This is a genomic window from Paenibacillus aestuarii, assembly GCF_027789125.1.
GTDB classification, from domain to species: domain Bacteria; phylum Bacillota; class Bacilli; order Paenibacillales; family NBRC-103111; genus Paenibacillus_E; species Paenibacillus_E aestuarii.
Window position 1 is genome coordinate 162,685 of record NZ_JAQFVF010000018.1, and the last position, 16,507, is coordinate 179,191.

Consider the following 16,507-nt stretch of genomic DNA (forward strand, 5'->3'; position numbering starts at 1 on the left):
ATCTTAACTAGAGGGCATGTGCTAAAATTAGTAAAGCTATGATCATATGAGCGAAAGTATATATATGACCTTTCTGAAAGGGGCTCATCATGCCAAAACTTGAATTCGCCAGAGCCAATCCTATCCCAGAGGCGTATTGGTTTCTGTTTGATCATTCGCCAGGTGGTATCTCTATTGCCACGGATCCGCTTTGCTCAACCATCATTCATAATAAAAAAGCTTCACGCATGCTGCGCATTCATGCCGGCGGAGCATTTTCTCATTCTTCGAAGGAACCGCCTAAAGTAAAGGTATACAAGGATGGCGTCGAGCTCTCGGCTGCGGAAATGCCGATACAAAGATCGGCTAGGTTACGAGATGAGGTCCAGAACGAAGTGCTGGAGTTTGTCTGGGAAGATGGTCATAAATCGATTTCCGTGTGGAATACGACGCCGATCTATGATGAATCAGGAGTTGTGCGAGGCGTTCTAGCCACTTCCGAAGATATCTCGCATTATGTGTTAAAAGAACGGGAAGCCCGCTTGGATAAAGAACATCTTGAGAGGGTTGTTAGGGAAAAAATTGAGGAACACGCCCGGCTGCGCAATGAAGTAGAAAGGCTTGACCGGTTAAGTTTAGTCGCACAGATGGCAGCTAGTATTAGCCATGAGGTGAGAAATCCGATTACAACGGTAAGAGGGTTCTTGCAGCTCATCATGCAGCGGAAAAGTTTTTTTAACTATCAAAAATATTATGATTTAATTATTAATGAATTAGATCGAGCCAATGAAATTATCGGTAATTTCTTATCTTTATCTAAGAACAACAATTCTATGGATCGGGAAGAACAAGATTTACTGGCAACTTTTCATGCTGTACTCCCTTTATTGGAAGCGGATGCACTCATGATGGGCAAGAAGATGGTGTTTATGGAAAAGCAGGTTTCGAAGCTGTGGATGAACACGAAAGAAATTCAGCAAGTGCTCATTAACCTCGTCAGAAATGGCCTTGAGGCATCGCCAACTGGCGCTTGTGTCACGGTTGAACTTTTTGAAGATCACCGTAGAGTAGGATTTTCAGTCAAAGACGAGGGCAGCGGCATTCCTGTGAGCATCGTGGAACAACTCGGCACCCCGTTCTTGACGACCAAAGCGAGCGGCACGGGGCTAGGATTATCGATCTGTTATGATATCGCCAGAAGACATCAAGCTGATATTAACGTGGAGACGGATAGCAGGGGATCCACCTTTATTTTCACCTTCCATAAAGAGCAGCATCATCCTGAGTTGACATAGTGGTTTGTTGTAACTATAATGATTACATCGGTGGTGATGCAGTTGAAACAGATCAGCACACGCTTTTCAATCGCCGTACATACGCTTTCTTTGATTGCGGTTACGCCCAACGAATGTACAGGGGATTATATAGCGGCAAGCGTGAATACGAATCCTGTGGTCATTCGCAGAATTATGGGAATGTTGAAGAAGGCAGGCCTGGTTGATGTGCGTCCTGGCGTGGGCGGCGCATCCTTATGCAGAGCGCCTGAAGATATTACACTTCTGGACGTTTATCGGGCTGTTAACGTCATTGAGGACAATCAGCTGTTCCGCGTCCATGAAGGTCCGAATGTGCTGTGCCCGGTCGGCCGGAACATTGAGAACGTGCTGCAAGCCGAGCTGAGTGAAGCGCAAGCCGCGATGGAGATGAGGTTAGCCCAGACGAATTTGGCCCAGCTCAAAGACAAATTTAGGTAAACAAAAGCTCTCTTTTGATGAGCTTTGTTTTATAAGCTTGTTGTAACTATGTTTGTTATAACTTTATGAATTACAACCAAATTTTAGGAGGAAATCAACATGAAATTGTTAGTTACTGGCGCAGCAGGAAAATTAGGAACAAAAGTGGTCGAGACGTTGTTACAAACGGTACCTGCAAGCGATTTGGCTGTCAGTGTGCGCACTCCGGAGAAAGCGGAAAGTTTCCGATCCCGCGGCGTGGAAGTGCGCCATGGCGATTTTGATCATCCGGCCACTTTGGATGCTGCATTTGCCGGTGTGGATCGCTTGCTGCTCATATCCGCGGATGGTGACAATGAAACGAGAGTTCGGCAGCATACGAATGCAGTAGAAGCCGCTGCGCGTGCCGGCGTTAAATTCATCGCTTATACGAGCCTTGCCGATGCGAGTGAGAGCACGATTTTTCTGGCTGAAGTGCATCGCATAACTGAAGAAGCTATTATTCAAACGGGCATCCCGTATTCATTCTTGCGTAACAACTGGTATTTGGAAAATGAAATCGGCGGTATTCAAGGTGTTATGGCCGGCGCACCATGGGTGACATCGGCCGAGTCAGGCAAAGTAGGTTGGGCTTTGCAGCAAGAGTACGCCGAGGCGGCCGCAGCTGTCTTGACAGGGGAAGGCCACGAAAATTCGATTTATGAATTGTCGGGGAAACTGTTGACGCAAGAGGAGCTGGCGTCAGCGATCGGTGCTGTTTTAAACAAGGAAGTTGCCGTCCACCAAGTCGATGATGCCGCTTATTCGGAGATCATGAAGGGTGTGGGTATCCCTGAATTTGTCCTGCCAATCCTTATAGGCATTCAGCGAGGAATTCGGGAGGGTGCTTTGGAGGTTGAAAGCAACGATTTTGAACGCCTGCTCGGTCGTCCGCTTACGTCGATCCATGAAGCTTTGGCGCAGATCGTGAAAGGCATCCGCGTCAACTAAATCGGCAAGGCAGTCGGTTCACTACTTGACACCGGCTGCCTTTTCTTTGTTCGCCATCTTGCCGTATAATTCCATTTATTTTGATAGAATAGTGGAACGCTAAGTAAAAAATCTTGAGCATCACGCGTGTGAAGTCGGCGCGTTAGGCGTAGACTATGTCTGCGCGTTACCGGCAAATTTTGAATGATAAAGGAGTTGCGATCACATGCTTCATCAGCAAACAGCCATCATTACAGGTGCAGGCAAAGGAATCGGCTTAGCCGCAGCGCGGGCGTTAGCCAAAGAGGGCTTGCGTCTTGGTTTAATCGCCAGAACGGCGGCTGACTTAGAGCGGCTACAGGGTCAGCTCAAAGCTGAATTCGGCGTTGATGTTTTCATCGCAGCTGCAGATGTTGCCAATCAAAGCGAAATTACAGCTGCGGTTACTCAGCTTGTCCAACAGCTTGGAACGGTTGATATTTTGATTAACAATGCAGGGATGGGGACGTTTGCAAATTTGGTGGATATGGATCCTGAGCTGTGGCATCAGATCATCCAGGTTAACTTGATGGGTACGTACTACACAACTCGTGCTGTGCTGCCTTTAATGCTGGAGCGCAAGCAAGGGGATATCATCAATGTGGCGTCAACGGCAGGGGAGCGAGGCTTCGCGACAGGCTCCGCTTATTGCGCATCCAAATTCGCCGTCATGGGCTTGACGGAAGCCCTCTTTCACGAAGTCCGAAAGTCCAACATCCGCGTAACGGCATTGACACCGAGCACGGTGAATACAGAGCTTGCGGCCAAAGCAGGGCTGCCGATCGGTCCCGAAGAGCAAATGATGCAGCCTGAAGATGTCGCACAGCTGATGCTTGCCGCCTTAGCACTGCCAGCACGGGTCGTGCTGAAATCAGCCGGCATTTTGACGGCGAATCCAAAGTAAAACATCTTGTTATCGAAGTCCGCGTGATATCGCGGGCTTTTTTAATTAGACGACATTCGTGCCATCGATGAAAACCGGATCGCTTACCGTTCCATCCATCTTCGAATGGGTGATCGACGTCACTGTAATGGAAGGGGTCTACAGATAGGGTTGTTTAAACTTTGTTCAGATGGATGATAATGGTGTATACGATACGTAGGTGTGAGTTATGCCAAACTTTGCGCCATATTTGCTCATTGCACTAGCTTCATTGCTGGTTTTCATAGGGATACTGTTCAAACATCGCGGTTATGCCATTGTTTTGTTTCATCTGTCTTGGTTGTTGCATGGATATGCATTCTGAGTTTTCAATACTTGCTTTACAAAAAGGGACTTATGCTGCTATTCGTGCCCATTTGGCGCTTTGCAGCGGTCTATATCTGCTGCCTCGCACTGGTCAACTGGCTCATCATCATTGGCCTACGGGATTGTGTACAGTCAGGGAATGAGCAGACATGAACCGGAAAGCGGATGTGATCTGTGAATTGGTTTTTGTAAACTGTGAATGGGGAAGGTAGGCGTTTCCATGTCTCTTGCTATATGTATATTGCTTACTTGGGTAGTCATCATCATCTTATCCCTGATTCCTAAGAAGCTTTCTGAACTGGAGATGATCTTCCTTTATTTCTGCAATATTATCTTTGAAATTAGTGTATTTACAATCTTGCATTTAAATTTGCAAATCATTCAGGTAAGCAATGAAACAGAGAAGTCTTTTGCCGATCTTGTATTAAGAATAATAATGATTCCAACGGTGATGATGATTTCGTCCAACGTGCTGTTATATGCTTGGGGATATCTCAAATGGATCCTTGCCGCGATGATGATCTTATCTTTTATCGGGGTGCAAAAATTAATTGAAGCGCTCGGTATCCTGTCTACGACGAATTGGAATGTGGGATATACGGTAATCATGTTTAGTATTTATGTGGCTTTCTCCAGGTTGGCAGTGTGGTGGATTCAACGAGCAGGAAGGAAAGATGTTAAGTGGCAATGATCATTTACGATACGCAGTTTAACACCAATGAATGGTTCCTCCTGATAGGTCTAGCGATCGGCATCTTCACGCTGTGGTTATTGCCCAAACGGTTCCCTGGACAAGTGACAAACGTATTTTTCCTTAGCGGTGTATTTAGCGGTTTCTTCTTCGATCATACGCTCAGTGTTCAACCTGTCAGTTATTATGATGTCAACGATTCATCTCTATTTGAATTCATGGATTTTGTTTCTTACTGGATGTACGGTATATTCAGTTACCTGTTCTTTTATGTATTCGATCGATTGCGCGTGCAGCCGTCCAGGGTTCCCCTCTACGTACTCATTTGGTCGCTGGCCAGTTTAGGCTTTGAATGGCTCGGCGTGCAAATGGGCATTTACCACTATACCAACGGGTATCAAATATGGTACTCGCTGCCGATTTACTTAATCGTCGAAACACTCTGGTGCTTTTTGTACGCCCGATGCCGCGGTACATGTATGCGAAGCATGTCAAGTTAGCGGTAATCCCTTCTTCTTGATGAAGAAAGGGATTTTTTTGTACCTCAAAATTTCGCAGAAGGGTGGACAGCGCATGATGCATAACCTGACAGTGCGTCAAAGTGATTTGTATTGAACACTGTTTTATTGTGGCTATAATCTCAACTCGACTAACACGATGGGACAAATATGCTTTATAATGATACAAGATGAACGTACAAGGAGGCGCTTATGTCGGAGGAATTCAAAATGAAAAAAGATGAGCTTGCTCAATTGATTGAGCGCCATTCAGGTCGGGAAGGCTTATATGAAACCGCGATTCCATCCTTATTTCTTATTCATCATACGAATCGGACAGAGCCTGCCTACAGGGTGTACAAGCCTTCCTTATGTTTCATTGCTCAAGGCCTCAAAGTGAACCTGCTGGCACAGGAACGATTCATGTATGGGCCTGCGGATTACCTGATTGCATCCATGAACTTGCCGGTCATTGGCCAAGTTATCGAAGCTTCACCGGAAGCCCCGTATTTAAGTTTCAAGCTTGAATTTTCGCAGCATCAAATCTTAGAGGTTATGAAGGACGTCGATATTCCGCACACTCAACAAGACAATGCCAAGCGAGCTATGTTTGTCGGCCAAATCGAACTCCCCATCCTTGATGCGATCTTGCGGTTAACGCGGCTTCTGGACAGCCCACAGGACATTCCGTTTTTAGCGCCTATATATGTGAAGGAGGTGCTGTACAGAGTCCTACAAGGGCAATATGGCGAAGCGCTTGCACAAATCGCGATGGAAGGCAGCAGCACATATCGTATTAGGGAGGCAATCGAACATATTGTAGAGCATAGTGAGAAGCTTTGCGAATTGAGGAGTTAGCGGAAAAGGCTCGGATGAGCGTATCTTCGTTTCACAGATATTTTAAAGAAGTCACAGCCATGAGTCCCATCCAGTTCCAAAAACAGCTGCGTTTGCAGGCGGCACGACGTCTTTTACTCTCTGAATCCGCAGACGCTGCAGATGCCGCATTCCGGGTTGGGTATGAAAGTGCCTCGCAGTTCAGCCGAGAATATGCGCGTATGTTTGGTTCCCCGCCAAGATCCGATATCAAGCGTTTAAAGGAAAAATATGATCACAGAATGAACATATAACCATCCATACAAAAAAACGACATGACTTGAGTTCTTGTCGAATGCCTCCTAACTATCATATAATAGTAAATATATTATTAATCTAAAAGGTAATAGCTGTTCGAGAAAAGGTGTTGACATGATCGTGCTCTGCGTGCTGTAGCGACTGAGCATAAGCGTCTACACTTTTTCTGCAAATCTAAGGGAATAAGGACGGTTTAACATGGGTAACAGACAAACTAACACAGACGTAATCTTAATTGGTGCCGGGGTCATGAGTGCAACTTTAGGGTCACTGCTGAAAGAATTAGTACCGGAGTGGAGCATTAAGGTTTTTGAGAAATTGGCTAGTGCCGGAGAAGAAAGCTCCAACGAATGGAACAATGCAGGAACGGGGCACGCGGCGCTGTGCGAGCTGAACTACACAGATGAGAAGCCAGATGGATCGGTAGATATCAGCAAAGCGGTCAAAATTAATGAACAGTTCCAAGTATCCAGACAGTTCTGGTCCTATCTTGTAAGCAACAATAAGATGTTTAACCCGCAGGACTTTATTATGCCACTACCGCATATGAGTTTAGTCCAAGGCGAAAAAAATGTATCGTTCCTGAAAAAGCGTTTTGAAGCGATGTCCAGCAATCCATTGTTTCAAGGGATGGAATTTTCCGATGACCCAGATCAATTGAAGGAATGGATTCCACTAATTATGCAAGGACGGAATTCGAATGAACCTATCGCTGCGACCAGAATTGAATCCGGTACGGATGTCAACTTTGGTGCTTTGACACGTATTTTGTTCGATAACCTGAAGACCAAAGATGTCGAAGTGAACTACAAGCACAGTGTTGATAACATCAAGCGCACAAGAGACGGCTTATGGGAATTGAAAGTGCGTAATCTTGACAGCGGGATGGTTCAAAGCCATACGGCGAAGTTCGTCTTCATCGGCGGCGGCGGCGGAAGCTTGCCTCTGCTGCAAAAGTCCGGCATTCCTGAAGGACGAAATATTGGCGGCTTCCCGGTGAGCGGACTCTTCATGGTGTGCAACAATCCGGATGTGGTCGAGCAGCACAATGCCAAAGTATACGGCAAAGCGCCGGTTGGCGCGCCGCCTATGTCGGTTCCGCATCTGGACACCCGTTACATCGATAACAAAAGATCGCTGCTCTTCGGACCGTTTGCCGGCTTCTCGCCGAAGTTCTTAAAAACAGGCTCCATGTTCGATTTGATCGGCTCCGTTAAACCGAATAACGTAGTAACGATGTTAGCGGCAGGCGCGAAGAACATGTCGCTGACGAAATACTTGATCCAACAAGTGATGTTATCGAAAGAGAAGCGCATGGAAGATTTGCGACAATTCGTCCCTGGGGCGAAGAGCGAAGATTGGGATTTGGTGGTCGCAGGGCAACGTGTTCAAGTGATTAAAGATACGACTACCGGCGGCAAAGGTACACTGCAATTCGGTACGGAAGTGGTTAGCGCCGCGGATGGATCGATTGCTGCACTGCTCGGTGCTTCTCTGGGTGCTTCGACGGCTGTTTCCGTTATGCTTGAGCTAATCAACAAATGCTTCCCGCAGCATATGAAAGCTTGGGAGACTAAGATTAAGGAAATGATTCCATCCTATGGCATGTCCCTGGTGAAAAATCCAGAGCTTGTTCAAGAAATTCATGAATCGACGGATCGCGCGCTTGGCCTAAGCAGCGAATTGCATCCGGCTATTTAATCTGATAACCTGCTGAGATTCTTTCTCAGCAGGTTTTTTTTCGGGTGCTAGGAGCCATTGAAAAAGGAGAAAATAGCCGGAACAAGCGTTTTACCGTACTGAGATGCAACTTTCCCGCATATATGGCTACATAGAGCAGTTTTTTCGATCCTTCATTTCTTAGGCAGGAGGCGGATCTATGGCCATAAAGCCCCCCATGCTGCACAGAGGGGATACCGTCGGCATTGTAACACTAGGAAGTCCGTTGGATGCACATATCATTGACGCGCGTATTCAAACGCTTGAACATATGGGATTCAACGTTCTCGTCGGCAAATATGCTTATCTATACAATGGCATTGTAGCCTCTTCGGCGGAGCAGCGGGCAGATGACCTGATGACGATGTTCGAAAATCGTCGGGTCAAAATGATCTTGCCCACTAGAGGAGGCACAGGGGTCAAAGATATTTTTCCGATTATTGATTTTAACGTTATCAAAAATAATCCGAAAATCGTGACCGGCTATAGTGATATCACGATTTTGCTAAATATTTTGTACCAACGCTCCGATTTAATCACGTTCCAAAGCTTGCTGCTCATCGACTTTAACACGATTACGCCGGGGTATAATTTCAACCAATTTTTCGCGGCAACGTCGACGACGTCCAGTCCGAGAGTGATCCAGAACCCGCCCGGAATGCCGCTGCATAGCCTCATCCCTGGCAATGTGACAGGGCCGATCGTCGGCGGCAATCTGACATCGCTGGTCGGGACACTGGGGACGTCGTACGAAATCGATACAAGCGGAAAAATCATACTGATTGAAGAAACGCATGAACCTACGAATACGATTTACAGGTATTTGACGCAATTGATCATGGCAGGCAAATTCGATGACTGCATCGGCATTGTGATGGGTCAATGTACGAATTGCAGTATTTCCTATCGGACTTCTTACAATAATTTAATTCAAGATCTCATCGTTCCGATAGGGAAACCGCTGATGACGAACGTGAGCACAGCTCACAGCTACTATAAAGCTGCCATCCCCATCGGTGCCCAATTAAATTTAAACACATTCAATAACACCTTAACGGTAAGGGAAGCGACCGTCACAGCGTAAAAAGCCGGGCTGACCGGCTTTTTACAGTCTCGCCACCGCTTGGTGCAACGTGCTGGATAAGCGCTTAAGCTCTATTGAAGCAGATACTAGGCTAGCCGCACATGCTCCAGCCCCATGCTAACCGCGGTGCAACCCGACCGGCTGGCCATCGCTAAAGTTGCACGCACATGGCGGGCTTCCCCACAGCATTCACCGCCTTAGCCGTTCATAATTACCCCGCCGGTGATATGAAGAAATTGCCCGGATACATAAGTGGAATCATCCGAAGCTAAATAAACGTAGGCAGGGGCAATTTCATAAGGCTGACCTGCACGTTTCATCGGCGTCTTGGCGCCCCAGTTGGCGACTTGATCCGCAGGGAAGGAAGCGGGGATCAGCGGCGTCCAGATCGTGCCGGGGACGACGCCGTTCACGCGAATGCCTTTGCTGCTCAAGGATTTGGAGAGCGAGCGTGTGAAGGAAACAATAGCCCCTTTGGTTGCGGAATAATCAATCAGCTGCTCGTTTCCTTCGTAGGCGGTCAGCGATGCCGCATTGATGATGGTGCTGCCCGGTTTCATATGGGGTAATGCCGCTTTTGATAAATAAAAAACGGAGTAAAAATTCGTTCGGAATGTTTGTTCCATTTGTTCCGATGAGATTTGTTCCAAGCTGTTCTGGACATGCTGCTCCGCTGCATTATTCACGAGAATATCCAGCTTGCCGAATGTCTCTACGGTCTGGGCGATAACTTGTTGGCAGAACGGTTCACTGCCGATATTTCCAGCGATGGTCAGACATCGGCGTCCTTGTTGCTCCACGGCATGTTTCGTTTCATCGGCGTCCGAATGCTCGTTCAGGTAGACGATAACGACATCGGCGCCTTCTTTGGCATAAGCGAGCGCAATAGCCCGCCCTTGGCCGCTGTCGCCGCCGGTAATGATCGCTATCTTATCTTTCAGCTTTCCGCTTCCCTGGTAGTTGGGATTATCAAACAGCGGACGCGGTTTCATCTCGGATTCCAAGCCTGGCTGCTGATCTTGATGCTGCGCAGGATAGGGAGGGAGCGGTTTCATCAGCGCTAAGATATCAATTGTAGTTTCCGTAGGTGTTGGCGATGTCATCGTTTGCTGTTCTCCTTTTCAATGTTGGGTTGGAAGATCCGGATATGGTATACGGCCTATCGATACATCGAGAAGTACCGGCTTAGCGCTGGAACGTGCTCCGGCTAAGGCTTCATTCAACTGTTCGGCTGATTGAACACGGTGAGCCTGCCAACCGCAAGCTTCCGCCACCCGCGCAAAATTGGGATTCATCAATTCGGTGCCTTCAGGCTGCAGCCCTTGCATGAACATTTTATCCCGTTCCATTTGCAGCGTACCGTTATTGAAAACAACAACGATAAATGGCAGTTGGTATTTTGTGGCGGTTATTAAATCAGCCAAAACCATGCCCAAGCCGCCGTCCCCAGTGATGCAAAGCACCTGTTTGCCAGGTGCGCATAACTTGGCAGCCATCGCAGCAGGCAGTCCGAATCCCATGGTTCTCCACTTGCTGGAGAGCAAGAGATGTTGCTGTTTTGCCCGGAAATTCCGCAAAAACCAGAGGGTGACGTCGCCTTCATCTAAAGCTACGACCGCATCTTCATCGATCTGCTCCTCGATCAGTCGGACGACCCGAGCAGGGTGCAGGGGAGATGCGCTCTGATTGCCCTCCATCTCATTTTGTACCGACCATTTTTGCTTGCATTGTCGAATCTTATCAAGCCAAGCTTGGTTGGGGACATGCTCCTGCAATCCCTTCAACAAATGGGGGACAAGGTTTGCCGGATCGCCTGCGATGCCCCTATCAACAGGCACGGAGACACCGATGTCAGCTTGATGCTTGACAATTTGAATCACGTGCGCCGCTTGAGGAACATCACCAGCCGGCCACCAAGATGTTTCAACGGCGAGCACGACATCCGCTTGCTGAAACATGCTCGCGAGATGCGGGTTGCCGCCTTCACCAAGCCCGCTTACCATGTTAGGATGCGCTTCGGGAATGACGCCGAGGGCACCATAACTAAGGGCAATCCCGCAGCCCCAACGTTCCGCTAAACGCTGCAGCGATTCTCGGGCTGAGCGAGCGCCGCCGCCAATGAGCATCATCGGCTGTTTGGCGGATCGAAGCAGTTGCACAATGGATTGCAACTGCTCTGCGTCCGGGCAGGGCGGGCTAACAGCTGTGGGTTCAAACGGCTGAGATGAGGTGGCCAAGGCAAATAAATTTTGCGGAATCGACAAGTGGGATACGGTTTGTTGCAAGAAAGACGTATGTACGGCCAGCTGCAAGGAAGGGATGACTGCATCCGGATGAACGAGCAGCTGCGAATAAGCAGATACGGCCTGCACGAAAGCCTGTTGATTAATAAATTGCTTATAGGGAGTGCCGATCTTGCCGAGCGGCGCTTGGCCGCTAATGGCCAGGACGGGCGCTTGATCCAGGTAAGCGTCGCCTAAACCATTGAGCAGATTAGCAAGCCCTGGGCCCATCTGGGAAATACAGACGCCGAGACCGCCGGTAAATTTCGCCTCGGCCGAAGCCATCAAGGCGGCGACAGATTCGTGTCGAACCGCTATAAAGGATATCGCCTTCTGCTTCGCTATAGCGTCCATCAATCCGAAGATGGCATCGCCGACGACACCATATATCCGTTTCACGCCCAAGATGCGCAGCTGCTCAACGATCAACTCCGCTACTGTAAAATGCCGAATGGTTAACATGGCAGTCGATGTACTCCTCGTTTCATTTCCTGGTAGTATGTCCAATTCGAGTTTTCTATTATTACACAGTGTTCTATGCTGGAATAGATTAGGCGATTTCAGGAAATAATTCGAAACAACATTACTGCGATGGAAGAGAGGCCCACCCTATGAATTGGTCTGCGTGGTCGCTTGACCGAGTTCTAATCTTGTTTGTCAGCTTAGCCTTTCTTGTGATTGGCATCCAGGTTTCTGACCTGGTATAACGCGTCTTGGCTGCATAATGTATTCATGGTTCTCATGTGGTTCGGAGCTGTAGCGGGATTGATTGGGTTTTATTTCCATTTCCGAGGTGTCGGGATTCGCGTTGGCGGCTGGGCTTTGCGGAACTTTCTTATCGGTCCTCCTGTTACACTGCCGCTGATGTTTTCGGCGCTAAGTGTGCTCGGCTTGATCGCGATTTATTGGAAAGTTTGGTGATGCCATGGGGGAGGGGCAAGCCGGGTTAACCGGCTTTTTTGCATTGCTGAACGAACTGCTGATAAGCAAAATCATCGGCCCGCTGCTCCACATCAAGACCCCGATAGTTTGTGGCCTTATGGGCAGCTTTTTTGAGTAGAATTTGGTAGTGATCTAAGTTATAACGTTCATGGTTGCGCAGGTGCTCTAAAGCATCTATAAAATGATAGAATTCGTGGAACAGAATAAAATAAGGCAGGGCATTCTTCTTGAGGGAATAACGGTTTAGCACTTGACGTTCATCAGGTGTCACGTAACGATCATAGGGTATATGAATATAAATGTTGGCGCGTCGATACTGCCGGTCAATTACTACGGAACCTCCATAAAACGGTCCAGGCGATACATGCAGTGTGCAGGGCATGGACAGAGAATGGCGGAGCATGATGAGCTGGAATTGCTCTTGCAGCCTTTTCTTCCAGACGCGAAATCTCCGTTTCCGCCAGCTATAGGCGCGTAATTGGTTGCGCATAATCGAATCCCCTCCATATCATTCACCTTATACCGAGGAGGATTCCGTTTCAATGTAGAAATATAGGAAGTGGTATGTTTCCTGAATTATCGTGGCACCCTATTCATTGATCGAGGATCATAGAACGGAGGTCAACCATTTGAATAAACCGAATCCACGCATCATGATTCTGACGGCCAAATTCGGGGAAGGTCATCTGCAAGCTTCTCAATCGCTTAAGCAAAGCTTTATCAATCAAAGTGTTCAAGATATTCGTGTGATAGATTTGTTTCAGGCTGCACATCCTTTTTTTAATGAAGTATCCAAAAAAGTGTATTTAACGAGCATGCGCACCCCCAAATATGGGTTGGACTACTACGGTTGGAGTTATTATATCACTCGCTATAATAAGCTGGACCGGCCGTGGACAAAGTATTTCAACTATATTGGAGAGAAAAAGCTGAGAGAAATCATCGTGCAGGAACAACCGGATGCGATCATTAATGTGTTCCCTTTTGGCGCCGCACCCGAAGTTGCGCATAAGCTGGACATCCCGACCTTCACGGTATTAACCGATTATGCCTTGCACAATCGCTGGGTTCATCCTGAAATGAGCAAATATTACGTAGCTACGAATGAATTGAAGGATGAATTAGTGAGCCAAGGCTTCAGCCAGGAACAGATTGAAGTGACGGGCATTCCGATTCGCGAAGCTTTTTATCACGTTTCCCCCCAAACGAATAAGTATGGCCAGCTCTTAGATCCAGCGAAGAAAACGGTGATGATCGCTGCAGGCGCTTATGGTGTCTTGGATGAAATTAAAGAAATGGTACAATTCTTGCTATCTCAAGTGGACTGCCAAATTGCGATTGTATGCGGTCGGAACTCCAAGCTGGAGGCGAGTTTGAACGAGGATTTCGCAGCCATGAATCATGTTCATATTTTTGGATTTGTGGAAAATATTCAAGATCTGATGGCGTTGTCATCTTGTATAGTAACCAAAGCCGGCGGGCTTACGCTGTCGGAGGCGCTCAGTTTGGCGCTGCCTGTATTCATTTATAAACCGTTTGGCGGTCAGGAAAAAGAGAATGCTCTATTCTTCCTACGTTCGGGAATAGGGAAGATTGCAGGGACGAATCAAGTGCTCGAAGAACAATTGGTACAATTTTTGTCGGATGATTCAATTGCTATAGAAATGAAAAAACGGATGCAAGCCATTCGAAAATGGCATGCTGCAGATCACATTGTCCAAAACATCCTCCAGACGATAGCGAGCGAACAACCGCAGCCTGTCCTTGTTTAATGCTCACATCATGCGGATGTGGGTCTCTTTTTGTATGTTTGTGAATATCCATAAAGCAACTCTTGAAGCGGGATGTGACGAATTTTATTGAAAGCTACTACCAAATCTTCTGAGACTCATCTTATTCGGATTATAAGTATTATTGTTATTGTGGGACTCGTCGTGTACTATTTCTATCTCTTAAAGACAGGGCAAGCGCAGGAACTATTAAAATCGATTCAAAACTTAGGCGTCTCAGGTATTATCATCGGGATCATCGTGCAAACCGTTGCCAATATTTTGCCAGTTCCTGGCGAGTTTATTTCGATCGCGCTTATGGAAATTTATGGGGCCTTTTGGGGTGGTGTCTATGCCTGGATAGGCGGAGTGGTTGGCGCGCTTGGGGCTCTCTTTCTGACGAAATGGATCGCAAGACCGTTCTTTGGTCATATGGCTCAGCCGTTTCTTGAAAAAATGGAAGAATATATGCAAAGAAACGAGATTTTTGGTTTATTGATGATTCGTTTTGTTCCCTTTGTTCCTTATCATTTTGTGAACTATGCGGCTGGTTTATTGGAAGTAAAGATATGGAATTTCACTTGGACAACGGGTCTCGGCATTCTTCCCTTTACAATTGCATTAAGTGGTATCTATGCAGGTGTGCGCAATGGATCCCTCATTTGGGGCATCATTGGGGCCTTCATATTTCTTATTTTGCTCGGGATCAGTTGGCTAGTTCGCAGAAAAAAAGAAGAGAAAGAAACAGACAAAACTGTCATCTAATCTATGAGATGGCAGTTTTGTCGTTTGCAAAGAAAACTAACCGTTCTCGGTTAACCTTTGTTGAATTTCACGCTGGTAGTCGGTGAACGCTTCGGATTGTGTCCATCCGCGATCGGACATCAGCGATTGATAGCGGAGCCACTTGGCCGACAGCTCAAGTTGCAGCTTTCGGCGCTCGGCATCGGTTTGGCAAGCGGCGATCAGATCACCGATCGTGAGCATATCTTTGCGCAGCTGCATCTCTTCAGGGATCATCCCGGCATTCTTCAGCAGCTTGAAGCCGATCCGAAGCTCTTCGGGAACATTCGCTAGCTCATCAGGAGGAAGCGGCTTGCCGGCGCCAGGCAGATCGTCGAGTTCCCCACGGCTGATGGCCTCTTGAATTTTCTCTTCGGCAATCTAGCGCATAAAATCCATCGATTGATCAACTCCTTATAGCGCCATTTTACCATAAGCAGCGAAGAAATCCGATTATGGCCACCCGTATCATTCGTTCTGTTTACAAGACTGCCGGGACAGGAATATACTGGTATTGCAATGGTAGGCAGAAGGGACAAGCCCGGAACCCGTATGGATCTAGCTGGCTCGCTCCTCGCCAGCGTCTGTCGGATTTGTGCGTGTGATAGATGAAGGAGGCAAATGAAGATGAAGCTTCGATGTGCAATATTGGACGATTACCAGCAAGTGGCGCTGACCGCCGCTGACTGGTCGCAAATGATGGACAAGGTAGAGGTCAAAAGCATCGAGCGGCATATCGATCAGCAGGATGAGTTGGTCGAGCAGATCGCCGACTGTGAGATTGTCGTCATTATGCGGGAACGTACGCCGTTTCGTGCGGATCTGCTGGCACGGCTTCCGCGCTTGAAGCTGCTGATCACGACAGGCATGCGCAATGCGTCCGTCGATATGGCTGCGGCTGCAGCGCAGGGCATCACCGTGTGCGGCACGGGAGGCGCAGGCAACGCCACGGCTGAACTCACGTGGGCGTTGATTTTGGGGCTTGCCCGCAATATCGTGCAGGAGCATAACGCCATCCGCAGCGGTGGATGGCAGAGCACGATCGGCACGGATTTGTACGGCAAGACGCTTGGCGTGCTTGGGCTTGGCAAATTGGGCAGCAAGATTGCCAAGTTCGGGCAGGCGTTCGGCATGGACGTTATGGCGTGGAGCCAAAATTTAACGCAGGAGCGGGCCGACGAGGCAGGCGTGCGATTAGCAGCTTCGAAGGAAGAGCTGCTGGCGAACAGTGACTTCGTATCCATTCATCTGGTTTTGAGCGATCGCACAAGAGGGCTGATTCGTGCGGAGGATCTCAAACGGATGCGTTCTACGGCGTATTTGATCAATACGTCACGCGCGCCGATCGTGGATCAGGCTGCCCTTGCGGAGGCTTTGCGCAGCGGCTGGATCGCCGGCGCAGCGGTCGACGTGTTCGAGGTAGAGCCGCTGCCGCAGCACGATATGTACCGCTCCTTGCCGAATCTTCTGGCCACGCCGCATATCGGCTATGTTTCGCAAGCCAATTATGAAGCTTTTTATCGCGACGTGGTCGAAGATATTGAAGCTTATTTATCCGGATCGCCGGTTCGCACGCTCGTATAGAGGCATCCGCCTTTAAGCGAATCGCGGCAACAAGGCTGCCCTTCAGTATTCAG

16 protein-coding genes and 1 pseudogene are annotated in these 16,507 nt (G+C 48.1%); 13 read left to right on the forward strand and 4 right to left on the reverse strand.

The window, feature by feature from the left end:
• Positions 1-89: 89 nt before the first annotated feature.
• The 9 genes and pseudogenes from O9139_RS04560 (at position 90) to O9139_RS04600 (ending at position 9,094) form a co-directional block, all read left to right on the forward strand.
• Positions 90-1,274 (forward strand): sensor histidine kinase, encoded by a 1,185-nt coding sequence (locus O9139_RS04560; protein ID WP_270878266.1) that lies wholly within the window; start codon positions 90-92, stop codon positions 1,272-1,274.
• Positions 1,275-1,316: 42 nt separating this feature from the next.
• Positions 1,317-1,733 carry an Rrf2 family transcriptional regulator gene (locus O9139_RS04565; RefSeq protein WP_270878267.1) on the forward strand — a complete coding sequence of 139 codons (417 nt, stop codon included), beginning with the start codon at positions 1,317-1,319 and terminating at the stop codon, positions 1,731-1,733.
• A 99-nt stretch (positions 1,734-1,832) separates the two neighbouring features.
• On the forward strand, positions 1,833-2,702 hold the full coding sequence (locus tag O9139_RS04570) for an SDR family oxidoreductase (protein WP_270878268.1): 870 nt from the start codon (positions 1,833-1,835) through the stop codon (positions 2,700-2,702).
• Between the two features lie 205 nt (positions 2,703-2,907).
• Positions 2,908-3,624, forward strand: a complete 717-nt coding sequence (locus O9139_RS04575) for a 3-ketoacyl-ACP reductase (protein WP_270878269.1) — start codon at positions 2,908-2,910, stop codon at positions 3,622-3,624.
• 565 nt (positions 3,625-4,189) lie between these two features.
• Positions 4,190-4,660 carry a hypothetical protein gene (locus O9139_RS04580; RefSeq protein WP_270878270.1) on the forward strand — a complete coding sequence of 157 codons (471 nt, stop codon included), beginning with the start codon at positions 4,190-4,192 and terminating at the stop codon, positions 4,658-4,660.
• Positions 4,657-5,160, forward strand: a complete 504-nt coding sequence (locus O9139_RS04585) for a hypothetical protein (protein WP_270878350.1) — start codon at positions 4,657-4,659, stop codon at positions 5,158-5,160. The genes O9139_RS04580 and O9139_RS04585 overlap by 4 nt, the downstream gene beginning before the upstream one ends.
• Positions 5,161-5,370: 210 nt before the next feature.
• Positions 5,371-6,287 (forward strand): annotated as a pseudogene (locus O9139_RS04590) (AraC family transcriptional regulator N-terminal domain-containing protein).
• A 202-nt stretch (positions 6,288-6,489) separates the two neighbouring features.
• Complete coding sequence (locus O9139_RS04595; RefSeq protein WP_270878271.1) at positions 6,490-7,992, forward strand: malate:quinone oxidoreductase; 1,503 nt, start codon at positions 6,490-6,492, stop codon at positions 7,990-7,992.
• A gap of 178 nt (positions 7,993-8,170) precedes the next feature.
• Positions 8,171-9,094 carry a S66 peptidase family protein gene (locus tag O9139_RS04600; protein ID WP_270878272.1) on the forward strand — a complete coding sequence of 308 codons (924 nt, stop codon included), beginning with the start codon at positions 8,171-8,173 and terminating at the stop codon, positions 9,092-9,094.
• A 197-nt stretch (positions 9,095-9,291) separates the two neighbouring features.
• Here O9139_RS04600 and O9139_RS04605 read toward each other — a convergent pair whose 3' ends face one another.
• Both O9139_RS04605 and O9139_RS04610 read right to left on the reverse strand, forming a co-directional pair.
• Complete coding sequence (locus tag O9139_RS04605; protein WP_270878351.1) at positions 9,292-10,149, reverse strand: SDR family oxidoreductase; 858 nt, start codon at positions 10,147-10,149, stop codon at positions 9,292-9,294.
• Positions 10,150-10,215: 66 nt separating this feature from the next.
• Positions 10,216-11,838: a thiamine pyrophosphate-binding protein gene (locus O9139_RS04610; protein ID WP_270878273.1), complete on the reverse strand. Its 1,623-nt coding sequence runs from the start codon at positions 11,836-11,838 to the stop codon at positions 10,216-10,218.
• A gap of 303 nt (positions 11,839-12,141) precedes the next feature.
• On the opposite strand from O9139_RS04610, the gene O9139_RS33285 reads away from it, so the two are divergent.
• The gene (locus O9139_RS33285) at positions 12,142-12,297 is read left to right on the forward strand and encodes a hypothetical protein (protein WP_377524235.1); all 156 of its coding nucleotides are present in this window, start codon (positions 12,142-12,144) and stop codon (positions 12,295-12,297) included.
• Positions 12,298-12,322: 25 nt separating this feature from the next.
• Here the strand turns inward: O9139_RS33285 and O9139_RS04620 are convergent, their stop codons facing one another.
• The gene (locus tag O9139_RS04620) at positions 12,323-12,808 is read right to left on the reverse strand and encodes a hypothetical protein (protein WP_270878274.1); all 486 of its coding nucleotides are present in this window, start codon (positions 12,806-12,808) and stop codon (positions 12,323-12,325) included.
• A 139-nt stretch (positions 12,809-12,947) separates the two neighbouring features.
• Here O9139_RS04620 and O9139_RS04625 point away from each other — a divergent pair, with 139 nt between their 5' ends.
• Positions 12,948-14,090, forward strand: a complete 1,143-nt coding sequence (locus O9139_RS04625; RefSeq protein ID WP_270878275.1) for an MGDG synthase family glycosyltransferase — start codon at positions 12,948-12,950, stop codon at positions 14,088-14,090.
• A gap of 87 nt (positions 14,091-14,177) precedes the next feature.
• On the forward strand, positions 14,178-14,852 hold the full coding sequence (locus O9139_RS04630) for a TVP38/TMEM64 family protein (protein ID WP_270878276.1): 675 nt from the start codon (positions 14,178-14,180) through the stop codon (positions 14,850-14,852).
• A gap of 36 nt (positions 14,853-14,888) precedes the next feature.
• On the opposite strand, the gene O9139_RS04635 is transcribed toward O9139_RS04630, so the two are convergent.
• Positions 14,889-15,251, reverse strand: coding sequence for a DnaJ family domain-containing protein (locus O9139_RS04635; protein ID WP_270878352.1), 363 nt, complete (start codon positions 15,249-15,251; stop codon positions 14,889-14,891).
• 246 nt (positions 15,252-15,497) lie between these two features.
• Here O9139_RS04635 and O9139_RS04640 point away from each other — a divergent pair, with 246 nt between their 5' ends.
• Positions 15,498-16,454: a D-2-hydroxyacid dehydrogenase family protein gene (locus O9139_RS04640; protein WP_270878277.1), complete on the forward strand. Its 957-nt coding sequence runs from the start codon at positions 15,498-15,500 to the stop codon at positions 16,452-16,454.
• Positions 16,455-16,507 lie beyond the last annotated feature (53 nt).